Source organism: Streptomyces sp. NBC_01235 (genome assembly GCF_035989285.1).
Lineage (GTDB): Bacteria > Actinomycetota > Actinomycetes > Streptomycetales > Streptomycetaceae > Streptomyces.
In genome coordinates, this window is record NZ_CP108513.1 from 8,451,121 (window position 1) to 8,471,902 (window position 20,782).

Here is a 20,782-nt window from a genome sequence, read left to right on the forward strand (position 1 = left end):
TGCCCCAAGGGCAAGGTCAATCCGGTGCGCCCAGGTCACTTCCCCTCGCATCCGATGGGGCGTCCACACGACTGTGCGAGGCTCGTCCCATGCGCTACATCATCATCGGGGCAGGGGCGGTCGGGGGCACGGTCGGCGGACGGCTGGCCGAGGCCGGGCAGGAGGTCGTGCTGGTCGCGCGCGGCACGCACGGGGCGGCGCTCACGGAGGGCGGACTGCGGCTCAGGGTGCCGGAGGGCGAGCTGACGTACCGGCTGCCCGTCGTCGACGGACCGGGCGCGCTCGGCACGCTGCGCGCCGACGACGTCCTCGTCCTCGCCGTCAAGACCCAGGACGGCGAGGCGGCACTCCAGGCGTGGGGCCCGGCCCCGGTCGAGGGCGGCGGCACGGCGGCCGGGCGGCTGCCCGTGGTCTGCGCGCAGAACGGGGTGGAGAGCCCACGTCTGGCCCTGCGCCGCTTCCGGCACGTCTACGGCGTCTGCGTCTGGCTGCCCGCCACCCATGTCGAACCCGGCGTCGTCTCCGCCGCCGGCACCCCGCTCACCGGCATCCTCCACCTCGGCCGGTACCCGCACGGCACCGACGACACGGCCCGCCGCATCGCCGCCGACCTGGAGAAGGCGTGCTTCGAGGCGCCGGTCGTCCCGGACGTCTCCCGCTGGCAGTACGCGAAACTGCTGTCCAACCTGGCCAATGCCCTGGAAGCGGTGAGCGGCCCGGTCGGCGACCCCGCGGCCCAGGCGCTGTTCGCGCGGGTGCGGGCCGAGGGCGAGGCCGTGCTGCACGCCGCCGGGATCGCGTACGTGAGCGCCGAGGAACAGCGGGCGGTACGCGGCGACAAGATCACCCTCGTCCCGCTCGACGGCGTCCCGCGTGGCGGCGGCTCCTCCTGGCAGTCCCTCAGGCGCGGCGCCGGCAGCATCGAGGCCGACTACCTCAACGGCGAGATCGCGCTCCTCGGTCGCCTGCACGGCGTACCGACCCCGCTGAACGAGCTGCTCCAGCGGCTTGCGAACGAGTTCGCCCGGGAGCGGCGGGCGCCGGGGTCGCTGCCGGTGGCGGAGCTGATCCGACTGGCCGACGAGGCAGACGCAGCCGCTGCGGTGCGAGAGCGCTGAGGGTGTCGCTGCCTGGGGTGTGGTGCAAGAGCCCTGAGGGTCTGGCTGCCTGGGGTGTGGTGCAAGAGCCCTGAGGGTCTGGCTGCCTGGGGTGTGGTGCAAGAGCCCTGAGGGTCTGGCTGCCTGGGGTGTGGTGCAAGAGCCCTGAGGGTCTGGCTGCCTGGGGTGTGGTGCAAGAGCGCTGAGGGTCTGGCTGCCTGGGGTGTGGTGCAAGAGCCCTGAGGGTCTGGCTGCCTGGGGTGTGGTGCAAGAGCCCTGAGGGTCTGGCTGCCTGGGGTGTGGTGCAAGAGCGCCGGGGCGATCGGGGGCATCCGCCGCTGGTCGGTCACCGTCGGTCGAGCGCCACTGGCTGAGCGCCACTGGCTGAGCGCCGCTGGTCGAGCGCCGCTGGTCGGCGGGCGTCCGCCGTCGCCGAGGGCGGGCCGCCGGCGCTCAGGCGCCGACGGCCGCCAGCGTCGGCATCCGCACCGTGTCGTACCGCTCCAGCAACACCCGCGCCACCTCCGGCGCCGGGCCCAGTACCTCGGCCAGGACGTCCGCCCCGGCCGCGCCGCGCGCGATGCGGTCCGGCAGGAAGCCGGGGGCCAGGACGTACGGTGCGACGGCGACCCGCGAGCAGCCCAGCGCCCGCAGTTCGCGGACCGCGTCCTCGGTGCGCGGGAACCCCGCGGGAGAACCGGCGGAGGCGAACGCAGGCCGCACGGCACACCAACCGGTGCGCCGCCACTCCCGCGCGATTTCTGCGATCACTGCGATCGCCTCCGGGTCCGTGGACCCCGCCGAGGCCAGCACGACCCCGGTCGAGGACTTGTCGGCGGGCCGCAACCCCGCCTCGTACAACCGCCGTTCGAGGACGGTGAGCAGCAGCGGCGAGGGGCCGAGCACCTCGGCCTGCCTGATCCGCAACTGCGCCGGCGCCTCCCGCAGGACTGCCGGGATGTCCGCCTTCGCGTGGAACGCGCGGGTCAGCAGCAGTGGCAGCGCCACGACGTCACGGACGCCCTCCGCCGCCAGCGACTCCAGCACCCCGTGCACGGACGGGATGTTGAAATCCAGGAAACCGGTCTCCACGCGCAGCCCCGGCCGCAGCGAACGTACACGCCGCACCAGGGCGTGGACGGTCGCTGCGTGCCGCGGGTCGCGGCTGCCGTGGGCGATCACCACAAGGACGGGGGGAAACGGATTCCTGTACATGGGACTTCGGCTCAGCCCTTCACCAGCAGACCGCGGCTGCGCAGCACCCACCGCTCCAGCGGGCTGAAGATCAGCAGGTCGATGGCGATGCCGACGAACAGGATCAGCAGGATCGCCTCGAACACCATCGACATGTCACTGGCGTTGCGGCCGTTCTCCAGCAGCTGACCGAGACCGACGCCGAGATCGGGGAAGGACGCGATGATCTCCGCCGCCATCAGCGAACGCCACGAGAACGCCCAGCCCTGCTTCAGACCCGCCACATAACCCGGCAGCGCGGCCGGCAACGTGATGTAAACGGTTCCCCTCAGACCCGTCGCCCCCATCGTGCGACCGGCCCGCAGGAACAGCGGCGGCACCTGGTCGACGCCCGACACCAGCCCGTTGGCGATGGACGGCACCGCGCCGAGCAGGATCACCGCGTACATCATCGAATTGTTCAGACCCAGCCACAGCACGGCCGGCGGCACCCACGCCACCGACGGCAGAGACTGCAGACCGGACAGGATCGGGCCGATCGCCGCCCGCACGAACTTCACCCGCGCCACCAGCAGACCCAGCGGGGTGCCGATCGCCAGGGCGAAGAGGAAGCCGAGCAGACCGCGCGAGACGCTGGTCCAGATGTAACCGAGCAGCGTGCCCTCGAGCCAGGCGTCCCGGAGCGTCCGCCAGACGTCCAGCGGCGAGACCAGCTTGGTCGGATCGTCGACGACCTCGAAGGTGATCTGCCAGGCGACCAGCAGCAGCGCGGTCGCGATGATCGGCGGCAGGATCTTGTCGACGAAGGTCCGCCGGAAGGGCGTACGGCCGACGGGCGCGACCACGTCCAGCGCGTCGAGACCCGCCTCCACACCGGCCAGCTCGGTGGTGACCGACTTCGTCACCGTCGTCTTCGTCTCAGTGCTGGCCATGACGGCGGATCTCCCCACGCAGGACTTCGGTGATCTCGATGGACAGTTCCGCCACGGGGGCGTCCTCGATCCGGCGCGGCTGCGGGATGTCGACCGTCCACTCGCGCGCCACCCGGCCGGGCCGGGACGACAGCAGGACGACACGCTGGGCGAGCCGCACCGCCTCGCGCACGTTGTGCGTGACGAACATGACGGACAGCCCCGTCTCCTCCCAGATCCGGGTCAGCTCGTCGTGCAGCACGTCCCGCGTGATGGCGTCCAGCGCCGCGAACGGCTCGTCCATCAGCAGCAGTTGACTTTCCTGCGCCAGGGCGCGAGCCATGGCCACGCGCTGCCGCATACCGCCGGAGAGCTCGTGAACACGCTTGCCGTACGCGCCCTTCAACCGGACCAGTTCGAGCAGCTCCTCGGCCTTGCCGCGCCGCTCGGGCTTCGCCACTCCCCTGAGCTTCAGGGCGAGCTCGATGTTCTTGCCCGCGGTCAGCCACGGGAAGAGGGCGTGCTCCTGGAACATCAGCGCCGGGCGGCCGTCCGTCGTGATGGAGCCGGCGGTGGGCTCGTCGAGCCCCGCCACCAGGTTCAGCAGCGTGGACTTGCCGCAGCCGGAAGCCCCCAGGAGGGTGACGAACTCGCCGGGAGCGACATCGAGAGTGATGTCGTCCAGGACGAGCTGCTGCCCGCCCGGTCCCGCGAAGGACTTCGAGACGTGCTCAAGGCGTGCCGCGTACTCCACGGACTCGGTGGACTCTGCGGCCGTGGCGAGGGTCGTGGCCATGGTCGTCACCTCCTGGGAACTCATCGGACTCCGATCAGCCGACGCCGAGACCGGCGTCGTCGACCGCGGACTCGCCCTCGGCCTTGAGGACCTTGTTCAGGAGCGTCAGGTCGTAGATGCCCTTGAGGTCGGGCTGCTTCAGCAGACCCGCCTTGACCGCGTGCTCCGCCTCGGTGTTGAGGGTGGAGGCCAGCGGGTCGTTGATGAACTGGACCGACGTCCACGCGGGGTCCAGGACGTTCGTCGGCAGCGCCTTGCCGGAGTCCGTCTCCAGCTGCTTGTTCGCCGCGGCCTTGGCCTCCGCCGGGTTGGCGTTGATCCACTTGTTGGTCTCGACCGAGCCCTTCAGCACGGCCTCGACGACCTTCGGGTGCTGCGTGAGGAACTTCTGCGACACGATGATGTTCGTGATCACGAACTTCTTGTCGGGCCACAGCGACGCCTCGTCGAGCAGCACCTTGCCGCCCTCGGCGACCAGCTTGGACGCGGTCGGCTCCGGCACCCAGGCGCCGTCGAGCGAACCGGCCTTGAAGGCGTCCGGCGTGACCTTGTTGTCACTGCGGACGACGGTGACGTCACCCTTGCCGCTCTGCGCGTCGACCTTCCAGCCCTGCTCCGCGATCCAGTTCAGAAACGCCACATCCTGCGTGTTTCCGAGCTGAGGCGTCGCGATCTTCTTGCCCTTGACGTCCTTCAGGGACTTGACCTTGTCCGGGTTCACGACGAGCTTCACACCGCCGGACGCCGAACCGCCGACGATGCGCAGGCTCTTTCCGTCGGACTTGGTGTAGCCGTTGATCGCCGGGGAGGGGCCGATCCAGCCGATGTCGATGGAACCGGCGTTCAGCGCCTCGATCTCGGACGGGCCCGCGTTGAAGGTCGCGTACGACGCCTTGGTGGCGCCCAGCGCCTTCTGGAAGATGCCCTGCTCACGGCCGACCAGCGCGGTCGCGTGCGTCAGGTTGCCGAAGTAGCCGATCTTGACGGTGTCGAGTCCGTCGATCTTCTCCGATCCGGCGGCGACCTTCTCGTTGGCGTTGTCGTCCTTCGCCTGGGAACCGTAACCGCAGGCGGCGAGGGTGAGAAGGGGAAGTGCGGCGATCACGGTGATTCCGCGGCGAAGCCGAGAAAGGGGGAGGTTGGCAGGCACGGGAGGGGTTCCTCTCGTTGGCCCGGCGGTCACGGTCTCTCAGGTCGTGGCCGGGAAATCGGCAAAGGGTCTTCGTCGCTTCCGGGACGTCGGGTGGGGGGTGAGGGCGCGCAGGCAGTGCGCGTACGTCAGAGCGCACATCGCGCCACTCCGCCCTGCCCGCTGCCGAGGGCGCCGCTGCCGATGCGGCCGCCCTCCTTCGCGAACGTCGAGTAGAAATCGGTTGGATTCATGTCTCAGAAGTCCCAACCGTCGTCGTCGGACTCGTCCTTGACCGGTACCGGCGACGCGAAGGACTCGCCGACCATGCCCGCGGTGAGCGTGGTGCCGTCGGCCGGGTCGATCAGGATGAACGAGCCCGTACGGCGCGAGTCCGCGTAGGAATCCACCGGAAGCGGCTGCGCCGTGCGGATCTTCACCCGGCCGATGTCGTTGGCGACGAGCTGTCCCGGGTGCGGGTGCAGGGACAGGTCGTCGAGCGTGAGACGGGACGGGATGTCCCTGACGATCGCCTTGACCGTACGGGTGCCGTGCTTGATCAGCACCCGGTGCCCGACCGTCAGCGGCTGGTCGGCGACGTGGCACACCGTCGCCTCGACGTCCTGCGTGGTGGCCGGCGCGTCCTTGGTCGGCACGATCAGGTCGCCGCGCGAGATGTCGATGTCGTCCGCGAGGAGCACGGTCACCGACTGGGTCGTCCACGCCACGTCCACCGGCTCGCCCAGCAGGTCGATGCCGGAGATCGTCGACGTACGGCCGGACGGCAGCACCGTCACCGGCTCGCCCACCCGGAACGTACCGGCCGCGATCTGGCCCGCGTACCCCCGGTAGTCCGGGTGCTCGGCGGTCTGCGGCCGGATCACGTACTGCACGGGCAGCCGCGCGTGGCAGTGCGCCAGGTCGTGACTCACGGGAACCGTTTCCAGGTGTTCCAGGAAGGTCGGTCCGCCGTACCAGTCCATGTTCGCGGACGGATCCACCACGTTGTCCCCGGCGAGCGCCGAGATCGGGATCGCGGTGACCTCGGGAACGCCCAGCTCGCCGGCGTACGCCGTGAACTCCTCGGCAATCGCCGCGAATACGGTTTCCCGGTACTCGACGAGGTCCATCTTGTTGACGGCGAGCACGACGTGCGGGACCCGCAGCAGAGCCGCGATCGCCGCGTGCCGACGGGTCTGTTCCACAACCCCGTTACGGGCGTCGACCAGGATCACCGTCAGCTCGGCCGTGGAGGCACCCGTCACCATGTTGCGGGTGTACTGCACGTGACCGGGCGTGTCGGCGAGGATGAACCGGCGCCGCGGCGTGGCGAAGTAGCGGTAGGCCACGTCGATGGTGATGCCCTGCTCGCGCTCGGCGCGCAGACCGTCGGTGAGGAGGGCGAGGTCGGGGGCTTCCTGGCCGCGGCTCGCCGAGACGCGCTCGACGGCCTCCAGCTGGTCGCTGAGGATCGACTTGGAGTCGTGCAACAGCCGGCCCACCAGGGTGGACTTGCCGTCGTCGACGGAACCGGCGGTGGCGAACCGCAGCAGGGTCGTGGCCGAGAGTTCCTCGGCGGTGATCGTGCTCATGCTTAGAAGTACCCCTCGCGCTTGCGGTCTTCCATCGCGGCCTCGGACATCTTGTCGTCGGCGCGGGTCGCGCCGCGCTCGGTGAGCCGGGAGGCGGCGATCTCGGTGATGACGTCGTCGAGCGTCACCGCGTCGGAGTCGACGGCACCGGTGCAGGACATGTCACCGACGGTCCGGTAACGGACGAGTCGCTTCTCGACGGTCTCGCCGTCCTTGGCTCCGCCCCACTCACCGGCGGTCAGCCACATGCCACCGCGCCGGAACACCTCCCGCTCGTGCGCGAAGTAGATCTCGGGCAGTTCGATGCCCTCGCGGGCGATGTACTGCCAGACGTCGAGTTCGGTCCAGTTGCTGAGCGGGAACACGCGCACGTGCTCACCGGGCGCGTGCCGCCCGTTGTAGAGGTTCCACAGTTCCGGGCGCTGACGGCGCGGGTCCCACTGGGAGAACTCGTCGCGCAGGGAGAACACCCGCTCCTTCGCGCGGGCCTTCTCCTCGTCGCGCCGGCCGCCGCCGAAGACGGCGTCGAACTTCTCCGACTGGATCTTCTCGGTCAGCGGAAGCGTTTGCAGCGGGTTACGCGTTCCGTCGGGACGTTCCTTCAGCACACCGCGGTCGATGTAGTCCTGCACGGAGGCCACATGGAGGCGCAGGCCGTGTGCGGCGACCACGCGGTCGCGGTACTCGAGCACCTCGGGGAAGTTGTGTCCGGTGTCCACGTGCAGCAGCGTGAAGGGGATCGCCGCGGGGGCGAACGCCTTCAGCGCGAGGTGCAGCATGACGATGGAGTCCTTGCCGCCGGAGAACAGGATCACCGGGTTCTCGAACTCGCCCGCCACCTCGCGGAAGATGTGCACCGCCTCGGACTCCAGCGAGTCCAGGTGGCTGAGGGCGTACGGGCTGGCCGTGCCCTCCTCGGCCTCGGCGACGGTCGTCGTCATGCCAGTCCCCTCTCGCTGAGCAGGGCGTACAACGACGCCGCGGACTCCTGCACGGTCTGGTCCTGGGACTCGATCCGCAGGTCGGGTGCGTCGGGCGCCTCGTACGGGTCGTCGACCCCGGTGAGCCCGGACAGTTCGCCCGCCGCCTGCTTGGCGTACAGACCCTTCACGTCACGGACCGAGCACACCTCGACCGGGGTCGCCACGTGCACCTCCAGGTAAGCGGTTCCGCTCTCCTGATGGCGCTTGCGCACCGCCTCACGGCTGTCGGCGTACGGCGCGATCACCGGCACAAGCGTCTTCACACCGTTACGGGCGAGCAACTCGGCCAGGAAACCGATGCGCTGCACGTTGGTGTGCCGGTCCTCGCGGCTGAAACCGAGGCCCGCGGAGATGAACTCGCGGATCTCGTCGCCGTCGAGCACCTCGACGAGGTGGCCCTCCTCGCGCAGCCGGCCGGCCAGCTCGTACGCGATGGTGGTCTTGCCGGCACTCGGCAGACCCGTGAGCCAGACGGTGGCTCCGGTCGTCACGTGGTTCTCCCGGTTCGTAGAAGTGGGGGTGGACGTGGTGGTGGCGGTCGCGGTCATGGTGATCAGCCGTGCAGCCCGCACTCGGTCTTCGCGCGTCCCGCCCAGCGGCCGGCGCGTGCGTCCTCGCCCGCCAGGACCCGGCGGGTGCACGGCGCGCAGCCGACGGAGGCGTAGCCGTCCATCAGCAGGGGGTTGGACAGTACGCCGTGCTCGGTGATGTACGCATCGACGTCGTCCTGGGTCCAGCGGGCGATTGGCGAGATCTTGACCTTCTGCCGCTTCTCGTCCCAGCCGACGACCGGAGTGTTCGCACGGGTGGGTGACTCGTCGCGCCGCAGGCCGGTGGCCCAGGCCCGGTAGCCCTTGAGCCCCTCCTCCAACGGCTGCACCTTGCGCAACTTGCAGCACAGGTCGGGGTTGCGGTCGTGCAACTTCGGCCCGTACTCGGCGTCCTGCTCGGCGACCGTCTGACGCGGGGTGAGCGTGATGACGTTGACGTCCATCACCGCCTCGACCGCGTCCCGGGTGCCGATGGTCTCGGGGAAGTGGTAACCGGTGTCGAGGAACACCACGTCCACGCCCTTGAGGACCCGGGACGCCAGGTGCGCGACCACGGCGTCCTCCATGGACGACGTCACGCAGAACTGCTTGCCGAAGGTGTCCACCGCCCACTGGAGGATCTCCAGCGCGGAGGCGTCCTCCAGGTCGCGGCCCGCCTGCTCGGCGAGCTGCTTCAACTCCTCGGCCGTACGCTCTTCCTGAGCCGTGGTCATATTCGGTCCCCTCCGTTGTCGGCTCGCTGAACTCCCCGGGCGAGCAGCCCGAGGAACTTCAGCTGGAATGCGCGGTTGCACGCCGCGCATTCCCAGGCGCCGTGACCCTCGTTCGGACGCAGGTCCTCGTCGCCGCAGTAGGGGCAGTAGAAAGGGGCGGCCCGCTCGCTCATGAGAGGGCCTCCTCGCTGGCACGCGAGGCCCAGGCGGCGAACCGCTCGCCGTCCTCGCGCTCCTCCTGGAACCGCTTCAGCACACGTTCCACGTAGTCCGGCAGCTCATCCGACGTGACCTTCAGACCACGAACCTTGCGGCCGAAACCGGCTTCCAGACCGAGCGCGCCGCCCAGGTGCACCTGGTAGCCCTCGACCTGCTCGCCCTGGTCGTTGAGGACCAGCTGGCCCTTGAGGCCGATGTCCGCGACCTGGATACGGGCGCAGGCGTTCGGGCAGCCGTTGAGGTTGATGGTGATCGGCTCGTCGAACTCCGGGATGCGGCGCTCCAGTTCGTCGATCAGCGAGGAGCCGCGCTGCTTGGTCTCGACGATGGCGAGCTTGCAGTACTCGATGCCGGTGCAGGCCATGGTGCCGCGCCGGAACGGGCTGGGCTTGGCGGTCAGGTCCAGTGCCTCGAGCGCCTCGACCAGCGACTCGACCTGCGCCTCCTCGACGTCGAGGACGATCATCTTCTGCTCGACGGTGGTACGGACCCGGCCCGAGCCGTGCGCCTCGGCGAGCTCCGCGATCTTCGTCAGGGTCGCGCCGTCCACGCGGCCGACGCGCGGGGCGAAACCGACGTAGAAACGGCCGTCCTTCTGACGGTGCACACCGATGTGGTCGCGCCAGCGGGCGACCGGCTGGTCCGGTGCGGGGCCGTCGACGAGCTTGCGCTTGAGGTACTCGTCCTGAAGGACCTGGCGGAACTTCTCCGGGCCCCAGTCGGCGACCAGGAACTTCAGACGGGCGCGGGTGCGCAGCCGCCGGTAACCGTAGTCGCGGAAGATCGAGATGACGCCCTCGTGGACGTCCGGTACCTCGTCCAGCGGGACCCAGGCGCCGAGCCGGACGCCGATCTTGGGGTTCGTGGACAGGCCGCCGCCGACCCACACGTCGAAGCCGGGGCCGTGTTCGGGGTGGTTCACGCCGACGAAGGCGACGTCGTTGATCTCGTGCGCCACGTCGAGCAGCGGCGAGCCGGAGACCGCGGTCTTGAACTTGCGGGGCAGGTTCGAGTAGGCCTTGTTGCCGATGACCCTGCGGTGGATCTCCTCGATGGCCGGGGTGCCGTCGATGATCTCGTCCTCGGCGATACCGGCGACGGGGGAGCCGAGGACCACGCGGGGCGTGTCACCGCAGGCCTCGGTGGTGGACAGGCCGACCGCCTCGAGGCGGTTCCAGATCTCGGGCACGTCCTCGATGCGGATCCAGTGGTACTGGATGTTCTGCCGGTCGGTGATGTCGGCGGTGCCGCGGGCGAACTCCTGCGAGATCTCGCCGATCACCCTCAGCTGCTCGGTGCTGAGCCGGCCGCCGTCGATGCGCACGCGCAGCATGAAGTACTCGTCGTCCAGCTCCTCCGGCTCCAGGATCGCGGTCTTGCCGCCGTCGATCCCGGGCTTGCGCTGGGTGTACAGGCCCCACCAGCGCATCCGGCCGCGCAGGTCGTTGGGGTCGATCGAGTCGAAGCCCCGCTTGGAGTAGATCGTCTCAATGCGTGTCCGCACATTGAGACCGTCATCGTCCTTCTTGAACTGCTCGTTGCCGTTGAGCGGGGTGAAGTGCCCCGCGGCCCACTGGCCCTCACCGCGGTGACGGCTCACCTTGCGGCGGGGAGTCGCGGCGGCAGGGTTCTGCGGGGTGGCGGCCATGGTTGATACGTCCTTCGGGACAGCGACGGGAGGGGGGCCGACGCGCGGGCGGCTCTGACCTGCGCGTACGGGCGCATGGGGGCATACGTGCGCGTCGTTGCGCGGGGAGGAGACAGAAACGTTCGGAAAGCGGCGGTGGTGCGGCTCAGCTCGCCGGACAGATGGCGCTGGACATGCGGCCGAGGTCGACGTGTCGCCGACTCACCAAGGCAATTCCAGTTCCGGACATGGCGAAAGCGTGTCACGGCGATCTGGACACAGTCCAGCTTCGTCCGTGATGCGGACACCCTTGTCCCGAGATGTGAGACAAGGGTGGCGTCGATCACATGACTCGCACGGACTCTTGTCCCTGCAGGTCGGAACGGGTATGAGCGCCAGGTCAGGCCGGGAACGCGCCCGGCCAGGGACCTGGCGCGGACACCTCGGGCTCTTCCTCGACCTTGGTGTCGAAAAGCTTGAAACCGCGACGCCGGTAGTTGTCCATCGCGTGCTCGCCGTCCAGGCTGCAGGTGTGCAGCCACACCCGCTTGGTCTGCGGCAGCCCGGGCCAGCGGTCGGCGAGCTCCCAGGCGCGTGCGGCGCCGTACGACAGCAGATGGCCGCCGATCCGCCGCCCCCGGAAGGCCGGGATCAGTCCGAAGTAAACGATCTCCACGACGCCGTCGTCCTGCGGATCCAGCTCCACGTATCCGGCCGGAGTGCCCCGGTCGTACGCGACCCATGTCTCGACCCCCGGACGCGCCAGATGCTCCTGCCACTGCGCGTACGTCCAGCTCAGCCGGTCGATCCAGCGGATGTCCCCGCCCACGGACGCGTACAGGAAACGGCTGAACTCGGGGGAGGGGACCTCGGAGCGGACGATCCGGACGTCGCCCTCGGGCGCGGCGGCCGGGAGGAGGTCGGCCGGGTCGGTCTGCTCCAGGGACCAGGTGGTCACGGGGATGTGGGTCATGCCCGTCAGGGAATCACTTACTCGCTTGTTCTGTCGATGGAGGCCAGCGGCAGCGCGAAGAGCACCCGCCCCGACTGGGTCCAGACCTCGCCGGTCTCCGCCCAGTAGGAAAGGGATTCGGTCTGCGTGCTCCAGCAGCTGTGCGTGTCATCCGTGCCGCACTCCGCGGCCCGCGCCCTGTCCGCCTTGCGGTCCGCCTCACCGTGCGTCCTGCCGGCGGTCTGCCGCCACAGCGTCCCGTGCTCGTCCCGCGGGCCGGCGGCGCGGGTCACGTACCACTGCGACCCGTACGACAGCACACCCCGCACTCCGGTCACCTTCGTCTCGTACGCCTCCGAGGCCGCCACCCGCCCGGTGGCGCCGGCGGCGAGCAGCCCGGCGTGTCCGGGGGATGTGCTGAAGGGGTAGCGCCACAGGCGGGCGTCCTGGTCACCGTCGTCGAGGGTCCACTCCCCGGCGACCAGGCTGTCCGGCACGGTGCTGCGGTCGAGGGAAACGGTTGCGGGATGGGGGGCGTCGGAATCGCCGCTCAGCTCGTAGGAGCCGATGGCCGGCAGTACGAAGCGGTAACCGTGTGCCGACCAGCCACCCGGCACCCGGCCGACCGCGTCGCCCACGACGGTGGCGCGCTGGACGCGGTTCATGTCATAGACGTACAGCGCGGTCCGGTCCCCGTCGTCCGCGGTGACCAGCAGCTTGTCCTGGTACCAGACCATCCCGGAGACATGGGAGACCAGGCCTCGGTAGTCGCGTCCGTCGGCGACCGGGACGGCGAGCAGGGCCCAGGTGTAGGAGAGGTGGTTCAGGTCGCCCGCGTTGACGAAGCCGACCCGGGCCAGACCGCGGTCGGCCGCCGGGCCGCCGCTGCGCGACCAGCCGGAGAGGATCACCCGGTTCGCGCCCCAGGCGCCGTCGTCGTCCGCGTCCCCCGACGTGGTGACCGCGCCCGGCTGCCAGCCCGCTGTGTCGTCCGTGTTCCAGCAGTACGCGCGGGTGGCCACGGGGGAGACCGGCAGGGCCCGGCGCTCGGCGGGCGAGCAGTCGATCGCGTCCCGCAGGGTGCGGTCGGCACCGGCCAGCACCGCGCCGACGCCGACCGGCCGGCCCATTCCCGCCGTGAGGCGGTCCAGGGAGGCCTGCGGTACCAGGTTCTCCGTCAGTCGCAGTTTCCCGGTGTCGGCCGTTGCGGTAAGCGGTTTCAGCGCCCCGGGTCCGTCGTCGGTCACCGTCGCCTGGGAAACGCTGATCATGGTGGCGGCAGCGGTGAGCGCGAGGGCGGTTCCGGACAGGAACGCGCGCAGTGCCCTGCCTCGCCTGCGCCGGCGGTGTCGGCCGCGATGTTTCATTCGCCCTCCCGAGGCGGGTCAACTGCGCCTGATGATCAGCATGTTGATCGAGGAGCAGGTGGGGTGACCCGTAGAGGGATGCTACGGCAGTCGACCGCCTTCGGGGACGAAGACCCCGCAAATATGCGGAAGACGCCACCGGAAGGACTCGGGTGAACCATCGTCGTTACGGTGCCGGCGCCCGGTTCCTCACCACTGCGGGCGCGGTCGAATGGGGCAACAGGCCCTTCGGATCCTCCGGAAGGAGCACTTCGACCTCGGCATCCTCGCAGAAACGATAAGGCCGGTGTTCCAGAAAACCCCCCAGATACCGCCGCACCCGGGACATCTCGGCCCGCACCGTCACCGTACGGCCCGAGTCGCCGAACATGTCCTCGGCCAGCGCCGCCGCGCTCCGGCCGCCGCGGTGCGTTGCCAGCAGGTACAGCAACTCGGCATGCCGGGGACTGAGTTCGTGGGCCCACGATGCCGCGCCCCCCGACACCGTCACCGACCAGCGCCGGGGCCGGGTCAGGTCCAGCACGATCCGGGTCGCGCCGCCCCGCAACGGCTCGGCGGCATCGTCCACCGACCGCACCAGCCAGCCCCCGGCCAGCGGCTCGATCGAGCACAGTCCCAGCGCCGGCAGCCATCGGCGGCCCGGGGACGGTGACTTGGGCAGCGCGATCCGGCTCGCGTACGGCATCCCGGTCAGCGCCGCGGTCCAGCCATCCCCGTCCACCACAGCCGCCCGGCCGCCGAGCCGGGCCAGCACCGGCGCCGCCACCGCGCGCAGCCGATCCAGCGAACTCAGGTGTTTCTCGCGCAACCTGGACTCCGCGAGCTTCGCCACCGAGTCGACCCAGGCGAGGGTGGCCGGATGCATCGTCTCCAGCGGCCCGCTGACATCGACCACACCGAGCAGCCGTCCGGTGCGCGGGTCGGTGATCGGGGCGCCCGCGCAGGTCCAGGCCGCGTGCGAGCGCACGAAGTGCTCGGCGGCGAACACCTGCACGGGGCGGCGCACCACCGCCGGAGTACCCACGCCGTTGGTGCCGACGACGGCCTCGCCCCAGTCCGCGCCCAGTTCGAAGCCGAGCCCGTCGGCCTTGCGCAGCACGGGGTTGCAGCCCTCGCGCCACAGCACCCGACCTTCATCGTCGGCGACGACCATGATGTGGTGGGCGACGTCCGCGACCGACAGCAGCCCCTCGCGCAGCACCGGCAGCACCTCCCGCAACGGCGACTCCTCCCGCCGTCGCCGCACCTCGTCGTCGCTGAGCAACCCCACTCTGAAATCGTGCTCGGGGTCGACGCCGCTGCGCAGCATCCGCTCCCAGGACTGCTCGATCACGGGGCGCGGGGCGACGCGCGCCCGCTGGCCGGCCAGCCGGGCGTCGCGCACCTCGTTGAGCACCCGCGCCGCCCGCGCGGCGTCGACGGCCGCCAGCTGCGGCACGTTCATCGGTGGCATCGCCACTGGGCCTCCCGGGGAGTACGCAGGCGGACAACGGATGTCAAGCTCGTGCGGCGACTGTTTCCGGTCTTGCTGAAAGCCTCCATCTTGCCGTCCACGCGTGACGGAGGGGCATAGTCCGGTCACAAGCACCGCCAAGTTGCAACCCTCTGCAACCCTGGTGAACATCCACAGGGTGTTTGAAACTTGAGCCACGCCGTCCCGAGCGGCGATTCTGGCCTCGCAGGGCCATTGCGGCGGGGGTGGTGCCGTGTCGGCGCAGCACCACCCCCGCTTCCTGTTTCCCCGGGATTCCTCAGGTCGGCGCGGTCAGGGGCGGGGTTCGGGGCGGGGTTCGGCCCGGTCGACGATCGCCGCCAGGTCCAGGCTGTGAGGCAGCGTACCGAAGGCCGCACCCCCGTCTCCGCCCAGCCGCGAGGCACAGAACGCGTCGGCGACCTCCGGCGGCGCGAACCGTACGAGCAGCGACCCCTGAAGCACCAGGGCGAAGCGCTCCGCCAGCCGCCGGGCCCGCCCCTCCGCGCCGTCCAGATCCGCCAGTTCCGTCAACAGACCCTTGATCGCCCCGTCCAGCCGGTGATCGGCCCCCCGCGCCCGCCCCACCTCCTGGAGATACGCGTTCAGCGCCTGCGGCTCCCGCTGCAGCGCCCGCAGCACATCCAGCGCCTGGACGTTGCCCGCGCCCTCCCACACCGAGTTCAGCGGCGACTCGCGCACCAGCCGGGGCATCCCCGACTCCTCCACGTAACCGCTTCCCCCCAGGCACTCCGACGCCTCCACGACCACCGGCGCGCAGCGCTTGGTCACCCAGTACTTGGCCGCCGGAACCGCGATCCGCAGCAGCGCCCGTTCCTGCTCGCCCCCGTCGTCGTAGGCCGCCGCCAGTCGCAGCGCGAGGGTGGTCGCCGCCTCCGACTCCAGCGCGAGATCGGCCAGGACATTGCGCATCAACGGCTTGTCGACGAGCTTCCCGCCGAACGCCTCACGGTAGGTGCAGTGATGGATCGCCTGCGCCACCGCCTGCCGCATCAGCCCCGCCGAACCCAGCACACAGTCCAGCCGGGTCGCCGCGACCATGTCGATGATGGTGCGCACCCCGCGCCCCTCCTCACCGACCCGGCGCGCCCACGTCCCGTCGAACTCGACCTCGCTGGAGGCGTTGGACCGGTTGCCCAGCTTGTCCTTGAGCCGCTGGAGGCGGAAGACGTTGCGGGTAGCGTCCTCGAGAACGCGCGGCACGAGGAAACACGTGAGTCCACCTCCGCCCCGGACGGGCGCCGCCTGGGCCAGAACCAGGAAACCGTCCGACATCGGTGCCGAACAGAACCACTTGTGCCCGGTCAGCTCGTACGTACCGTCCTCGGCGAGAGGAGTGGCGACGGTCGTGTTCGCCCGTACGTCGCTGCCGCCCTGTTTCTCCGTCATCCCCATCCCGAACAGCGCCCCGGCCTTCAGACGGGCCGGCCGCAGCTCACGGTCGTAGATCGTGGACGTCAGCCGGGGCTCCCACTCGGCGGCCAGCTCCGGGTCGGTGCGCAGCGCGGGAACCGCCGCATGGGTCATCGACAGCGGACAGCAGTTGCCCGCCTCGACCTGCGTCCACACCAGGAACCCCGCCGCCCGCCGCACATGCCCGCCCGGCCGCCCCCAGGCATTCGTCAGCTGGGCACCGACGCCCTTGCCGAGCAGCCGGTGCCACGCCGGATGGAAGTCGACCTCGTCGATGCGATGGCCGTAACGGTCGTGCGTGCGCAGTTTCGGCGGATACTCGTTGGCCTGCACCGCCCACTCCTGCAACTGCGCCGATCCGGCAGCCCGCCCGAGCGCCGACAACTCGCCGCGCGCCTCGTCGAGCAGCTCCGGATCCAGGTGTCGTTCGACAGCGGCCGCCAGTGCCTGGTCGGTGCCGTAGACGTCGTACCCGGTCAGGGGCGGGGGCTGGTTGGTCACGGTGTGGGTGCTGCCTGCCATAGCCCGAACCTACCCCCGGGTACGAGGGTCATGGCCATTCGGAGCCCGCGCGCCGATTCCCGACCCGGTGACGCGGCCTTGCCGGAGGTGAGTGCAGCCCCGAACGGCGGATACCTTTAGGGCGTGCAGCCAGCAAGTCAGTCACCCGAGCAACCCGGGGGCCCCACCGGGCGTCTCCACCGCGCGCGTGCCCTTTACCGAAACGTTTCCAAGCGCCGGACCGCCTGGCTGCTGTTGAAGGACACCGTCAACACCTGCATCGAGTACCGCATCCTCGGCCTCGCTGCCGAAGCCGCTTTCTTCACGTTGCTGTCCGTGCCGCCGCTGCTCCTCAGCCTCATCGGCCTGCTCGGCTACGTCGACGACTGGACCGGCACCGACAGCATCAGCAGCCTGGAGAGCAATCTCCTGGAGGCCTCGCGCACGGTCCTGTCCGACAAGGGCGTCCGGCAGATCGCCCAGCCGATCCTCGACGACGTGATGAAGGGCGGCCGCCCCGACGTCATCTCCATCGGTTTCCTGTTCGCGCTGTGGTCCGGCTCGCGTGCGGTAAACGTCTTCATAGACACGATCACCGTGATGTACGGCCTCGACGGGGTGCGCGGGATCGTCAAGACGCGGCTGGTGGCGTTCCTGCTGTTCGTCGCGGCCCTGCTGATCGGCTCGGTAGCGCTGCCGCTGATGGTCGCCGGGCCGGACGCGGTGGTACGGATCGTGCCCTGGTCGACAACCGTCGTGCAGGTCCTGTACTGGCCGGTCGTGATCGTCCTGTCCATCGCGTTCCTGACGACGCTCTACCACGTTTCCGTGCCCGTGCGCTCCCCGTGGATCGAGGACGTGCCCGGCGCGCTCGTCGCCCTCGCCATGTGGGTGCTCGGCAGTTTCCTGCTGCGCATCTACCTGACGAACACGATCGAGGGCGCCACCATCTACGGCTCTCTCGCCGCCGCCGTCGCCGTACTGCTGTGGATCGGCGTGTCCGCCTTCGCCGTGCTGGTCGGCGCCGCCGTCAACGCGGCGATCGACCGGGTCTGGCCGGCCGCCGCGACGGCCGCGGCCCGCGCCGACAACGAACGGCTGCGGCAGGAGGAGGCCGCCGAGTACGTGGCCCGCGTGGCGGCGATCCGCTCCCACGAGGAGGACGATCCCGACGACCCCGACATGCCGTCCGAGTTCCCCGAGCGATGGTCCCGCTTTCTTCCGCCGGAGGACGTGACAGGACGGTTCCGGACGCATGTGAAGAGTTCTCCGAAAGGAAACGGGGGGAACGGCGGAAACGCTGGAAACGGCGGAAACGGCGGAAACGGCGGTGACAGCGGTGACGGCGGTGACGGGGAGGAACAGCTCCCGGAAAAGTGAGCCTCCGGAGTGAGCCCCCAGGGCTTCGGGCGCTACGCCTTCCAGACGCCCGTGCCCGCAGCCTCCCTCGCGAACTCCGTGAAGTCACGCGGCTCGCGGCCGAGTATTTCCTGGACGCCGTCCGAGAGACGGGCGTTACGCCCGTCCAGCAACGACTCGAACAGCTCCACCAGAAAAGCGACTTCCTCGGGCGGCACACCGAACCCGGCCAGCTGCTCGCCGTACTGACGCGCCGGCATCGGCGTGTACGTCAGCTCTCGCCCGGCCGCCCGCCCGACCTCCGCAACCGCTTCCCGAAACGTCAGTAGCCGCGGCCCGGTCACCTCCAGCGTCTTCCCCGCGTACCGGTCGCCCTCGGTCAGCACCTTCACCACCACGTCGGCGACGTCCCGCAGGTCGACGAACGGCTCCCGCACCTCCCCACCCGGAAACACCAGCTCCCCGCTCTGCCGCAGACCCTCCACCAGCGGCCCCTCGCTGAAGTTCTGCGCGAACCATGCGGCCCGTACGGCCGTCCAGTCCGCGCCCGACGCCCGTAATGCCTCCTCGGCCGGCAGCGCCCGCTCCTCGCCCCGCGAAGACAGCAGCACCAGCCGCCGCACCCCGAGCGCGACCGCCTCCCGGGCCAGCCGTCCCACCGCGCCGGCCGCGTCCGGTGCGCCCACGTCCGTGGGGTACACCAGGTACGCCGCGTCCGCGCCGCGCAGGACGTCCGCCCACGTCGAGTCGTCGTGCCAGTCGAAGCCCTGGGCCCGCGAGGCCGCCCGCACCGTCAGCCCGGCCGCCCCGGCGGCCCGCGCCACCCGGCCGCCCGTACGACCGGACGCGCCGGTCACCACCACCGTCATCCTCTGTGCCGTGTTCTGTGTCATGCCTTCAGTCAACTGCCGTGCGCGGCACGGTCCCATCGCTGAACGGCTCATTCCCATAAGCGCGCGTCTACGCTGGCCGCATGGACGCTCCCCCACGCTCGAACATGCTCACGCGGGGGGACCCCCTTGCAGGCCTTCTGGAGGGTCCACGCGCGCGTGGCGCCCTCATGATCCGTGCGTGCTTCGACCCACCGTGGGGCGTACGGGTCGAGGACAACGCCCCGCTCACGGTCATGCTCATGGTGCGCGGCGAGAGCTGGGTGGTGCCCGACGACGGGGAAGACGTCCGGCTGCGGGCCGGCGACCTCGCCATCGCCCGCGGTCCCGCCCCGTACACCTGCGCCGACGACCCCGGCACGCCCCCGCAGGCGCTGATCCTTCCGGGCGGACGGTGCGCGTACCCCGACGGCCGCTCCCTGAACGGCTCCATGACCCTGGGCGTGCGCACCTGGGGCGACCGCCTCGACGGCTCGACGGTCGTCCTCATCGGGACGTACCTGATGCAGGGCGAGATCAGTGGCCGGCTCCTCGACGCGCTGCCTCCGCTGCTGTCCCTCACCACCGACGTATGGCAGTGCCCGCTCACTCCGCTGCTGATGGAGGAGATCGTCCGGGACGAACCCGGCCAGGAGGTCGTCCTGGACCGGATGCTGGACCTCCTGGTCATCGCTGCGCTGCGGGCCTGGTTCTCCCGCCCGGAGGCGGCGGCGCCGGCCTGGTACCAGGCGCTGGCCGACCCGGTCGTGGGCCGCGTCCTGCGCCTCGTCCAGGACGACCCTGCGCACCCCTGGACCGTCGCGTCCCTCGCCGCCAAGGCGGGTGTCTCCCGGGCGGCCCTGGCCCGCCGCTTCACCGACCTCGTCGGCGAGCCCCCGATGACCTACCTCACCGGCCGGCGCCTCGCCCTCGCCGCCGACCGGCTGCGCGACACCGAGGACACGATCGGCGCGATCGCCCGCCAGATCGGTTACGGAAGCGCTTTCGCCCTGTCCAGCGCCTTCAAGCGGGTGTACGGGGTCAGCCCACAGGAACACCGGACGCGGGCGGTATAGGAACAGGAGAGAGCAGAAGGGAACAGAAATGCGCGTCGCGGCTCCGGCGCAGTTTCTGTTTCCAGCCGGGGGCGTCGCACCTCGGGCGGAAACGGCTTCTGGCTGAAGGCAAGGCGTTGTGGCTTCGTACGGTGCGTTCCCGCCCTTCCCGGAACGGCGCGAAGCGGTACGGCTCCGTGGGTCCGTCCCGGGGGCCCGGTCCACGGCGGCGTAACCTGACGTACGTGTACGAGGAGCGGGCCTCCCGGCTGGCCGGGGCGGTGGTGTGGACGAACACTCCGTCGGCGGCGTCCAGCGTGCTTCCCGTACTGCCCGACGGCTGCATGGACCTGCTGTGGAGCGAGGGCAGGCTGCTGGTCGCCGGACCGGACACCCGGGCCTACATCCCCGACGGCCCGCCCGTGCCCTGGGTGGGCATCCGCCTCTACCCGGGCACGGCGCCGGCCCTCCTCGGCGTACCGGCCCACGAACTGCGCGACCGGCGTGTGGAGTTGGCCGATCTCTGGCCGATGTCGGAGGTACGGCGCCTGAGTGCCCGGGTCGCGGCGGCGGCGCACCCGGCGGCGGCGCTGGAGGCACTGGCGCTGGAGCGGGCGGCCCCGCCCGAACCCGCACTGCGTCGATTGGTCGCAGCACTCGCCGCGGGCCGTACGGTGGCTGCCACCGCCGACGAACTCGGCCTCGGCGCCCGACAGTTGCACCGCCGCTCCCTGGCCGTCTTCGGCTACGGCCCCAAGACGCTGGCCCGGATCCTGCGCCTGCAACGGGCTCTGGCGCTGGCCCGGGAGGGAGTGCCGTACGCGGAGACGGCGGCCCGCGCCGGTTACGCCGACCAAGCACATCTCTCCCGGGACGTGAGGGAGTTCACGGGCCGGACACCGGGCGACTTGCTGCACTAGGGGGCCGACCTGCCGACTTGGCGGGCCGACCTGGCCACATCG

Annotated in this window: 20 protein-coding genes; 4 read left to right on the plus strand and 16 right to left on the minus strand. The window is 70.5% G+C overall.

Features of this window, described 5'->3' with window-relative positions:
• Nucleotides 1–89 precede the first annotated feature (89 nt).
• A complete protein-coding gene (locus tag OG289_RS38050) occupies nucleotides 90–1,118 on the plus strand; it encodes a ketopantoate reductase family protein (protein ID WP_327318553.1) in 1,029 nt (342 codons plus the stop codon).
• A gap of 432 nt (nucleotides 1,119–1,550) precedes the next feature.
• On the opposite strand, the gene OG289_RS38055 is transcribed toward OG289_RS38050, so the two are convergent.
• The 15 genes from OG289_RS38055 to OG289_RS38125 form a co-directional block, all read right to left on the minus strand.
• On the minus strand, nucleotides 1,551–2,312 hold the full coding sequence (locus OG289_RS38055) for a sirohydrochlorin chelatase (protein WP_327318554.1): 762 nt from the start codon (nucleotides 2,310–2,312) through the stop codon (nucleotides 1,551–1,553).
• Between the two features lie 11 nt (nucleotides 2,313–2,323).
• The gene (locus OG289_RS38060) at nucleotides 2,324–3,223 is read right to left on the minus strand and encodes an ABC transporter permease (protein ID WP_327318555.1); all 900 of its coding nucleotides are present in this window, start codon (nucleotides 3,221–3,223) and stop codon (nucleotides 2,324–2,326) included.
• A complete protein-coding gene (locus tag OG289_RS38065) occupies nucleotides 3,210–4,022 on the minus strand; it encodes an ABC transporter ATP-binding protein (RefSeq protein WP_327318556.1) in 813 nt (270 codons plus the stop codon). The genes OG289_RS38060 and OG289_RS38065 overlap by 14 nt, the downstream gene beginning before the upstream one ends.
• 10 nt (nucleotides 4,023–4,032) lie before the next feature.
• Nucleotides 4,033–5,148 (minus strand): aliphatic sulfonate ABC transporter substrate-binding protein, encoded by a 1,116-nt coding sequence (locus OG289_RS38070; protein ID WP_327318557.1) that lies wholly within the window; start codon nucleotides 5,146–5,148, stop codon nucleotides 4,033–4,035.
• Between the two features lie 236 nt (nucleotides 5,149–5,384).
• Nucleotides 5,385–6,719: a sulfate adenylyltransferase subunit 1 gene (locus OG289_RS38075; protein ID WP_327318558.1), complete on the minus strand. Its 1,335-nt coding sequence runs from the start codon at nucleotides 6,717–6,719 to the stop codon at nucleotides 5,385–5,387.
• A 2-nt stretch (nucleotides 6,720–6,721) separates the two neighbouring features.
• Complete coding sequence (gene cysD, locus OG289_RS38080; RefSeq protein ID WP_327318559.1) at nucleotides 6,722–7,660, minus strand: sulfate adenylyltransferase subunit CysD; 939 nt, start codon at nucleotides 7,658–7,660, stop codon at nucleotides 6,722–6,724.
• Nucleotides 7,657–8,250: an adenylyl-sulfate kinase gene (gene cysC, locus OG289_RS38085; RefSeq protein ID WP_327318560.1), complete on the minus strand. Its 594-nt coding sequence runs from the start codon at nucleotides 8,248–8,250 to the stop codon at nucleotides 7,657–7,659. Before cysC ends, cysD begins: the two co-directional genes overlap by 4 nt.
• A 5-nt stretch (nucleotides 8,251–8,255) precedes the next feature.
• Nucleotides 8,256–8,966: a phosphoadenylyl-sulfate reductase gene (locus OG289_RS38090; RefSeq protein ID WP_327318561.1), complete on the minus strand. Its 711-nt coding sequence runs from the start codon at nucleotides 8,964–8,966 to the stop codon at nucleotides 8,256–8,258.
• Nucleotides 8,963–9,139, minus strand: coding sequence for a hypothetical protein (locus OG289_RS38095; RefSeq protein WP_327318562.1), 177 nt, complete (start codon nucleotides 9,137–9,139; stop codon nucleotides 8,963–8,965). The genes OG289_RS38090 and OG289_RS38095 overlap by 4 nt, the downstream gene beginning before the upstream one ends.
• Nucleotides 9,136–10,833 carry a nitrite/sulfite reductase gene (locus OG289_RS38100; RefSeq protein WP_327318563.1) on the minus strand — a complete coding sequence of 566 codons (1,698 nt, stop codon included), beginning with the start codon at nucleotides 10,831–10,833 and terminating at the stop codon, nucleotides 9,136–9,138. The genes OG289_RS38095 and OG289_RS38100 overlap by 4 nt, the downstream gene beginning before the upstream one ends.
• 145 nt (nucleotides 10,834–10,978) lie before the next feature.
• Nucleotides 10,979–11,062 carry a putative leader peptide gene (locus OG289_RS38105; protein WP_309486338.1) on the minus strand — a complete coding sequence of 28 codons (84 nt, stop codon included), beginning with the start codon at nucleotides 11,060–11,062 and terminating at the stop codon, nucleotides 10,979–10,981.
• Nucleotides 11,063–11,212: 150 nt separating this feature from the next.
• Nucleotides 11,213–11,785 carry a GNAT family N-acetyltransferase gene (locus OG289_RS38110; RefSeq protein WP_327318564.1) on the minus strand — a complete coding sequence of 191 codons (573 nt, stop codon included), beginning with the start codon at nucleotides 11,783–11,785 and terminating at the stop codon, nucleotides 11,213–11,215.
• Nucleotides 11,786–11,802: 17 nt separating this feature from the next.
• A complete protein-coding gene (locus OG289_RS38115) occupies nucleotides 11,803–13,131 on the minus strand; it encodes a hypothetical protein (protein WP_327318565.1) in 1,329 nt (442 codons plus the stop codon).
• Between the two features lie 166 nt (nucleotides 13,132–13,297).
• Nucleotides 13,298–14,575, minus strand: a complete 1,278-nt coding sequence (locus tag OG289_RS38120; RefSeq protein WP_442819020.1) for a GAF domain-containing protein — start codon at nucleotides 14,573–14,575, stop codon at nucleotides 13,298–13,300.
• Nucleotides 14,576–14,896: 321 nt separating this feature from the next.
• On the minus strand, nucleotides 14,897–16,558 hold the full coding sequence (locus tag OG289_RS38125) for an acyl-CoA dehydrogenase family protein (protein WP_327318567.1): 1,662 nt from the start codon (nucleotides 16,556–16,558) through the stop codon (nucleotides 14,897–14,899).
• A 123-nt stretch (nucleotides 16,559–16,681) separates the two neighbouring features.
• Between OG289_RS38125 and OG289_RS38130 the strand changes: the two genes are divergently transcribed.
• Nucleotides 16,682–17,917: a YihY/virulence factor BrkB family protein gene (locus OG289_RS38130; RefSeq protein WP_327318568.1), complete on the plus strand. Its 1,236-nt coding sequence runs from the start codon at nucleotides 16,682–16,684 to the stop codon at nucleotides 17,915–17,917.
• Nucleotides 17,918–17,949: 32 nt separating this feature from the next.
• Here the strand turns inward: OG289_RS38130 and OG289_RS38135 are convergent, their stop codons facing one another.
• Nucleotides 17,950–18,789 carry an NmrA family NAD(P)-binding protein gene (locus OG289_RS38135; protein WP_327318569.1) on the minus strand — a complete coding sequence of 280 codons (840 nt, stop codon included), beginning with the start codon at nucleotides 18,787–18,789 and terminating at the stop codon, nucleotides 17,950–17,952.
• Between the two features lie 104 nt (nucleotides 18,790–18,893).
• On the opposite strand from OG289_RS38135, the gene OG289_RS38140 reads away from it, so the two are divergent.
• Together OG289_RS38140 and OG289_RS38145 are read left to right on the plus strand one after the other, a co-directional pair.
• Nucleotides 18,894–19,841: an AraC family transcriptional regulator gene (locus OG289_RS38140; protein WP_327320935.1), complete on the plus strand. Its 948-nt coding sequence runs from the start codon at nucleotides 18,894–18,896 to the stop codon at nucleotides 19,839–19,841.
• A 224-nt stretch (nucleotides 19,842–20,065) separates the two neighbouring features.
• Nucleotides 20,066–20,740 carry a helix-turn-helix transcriptional regulator gene (locus OG289_RS38145; RefSeq protein ID WP_327318570.1) on the plus strand — a complete coding sequence of 225 codons (675 nt, stop codon included), beginning with the start codon at nucleotides 20,066–20,068 and terminating at the stop codon, nucleotides 20,738–20,740.
• The last annotated feature ends 42 nt before the right edge of the window (nucleotides 20,741–20,782 follow it).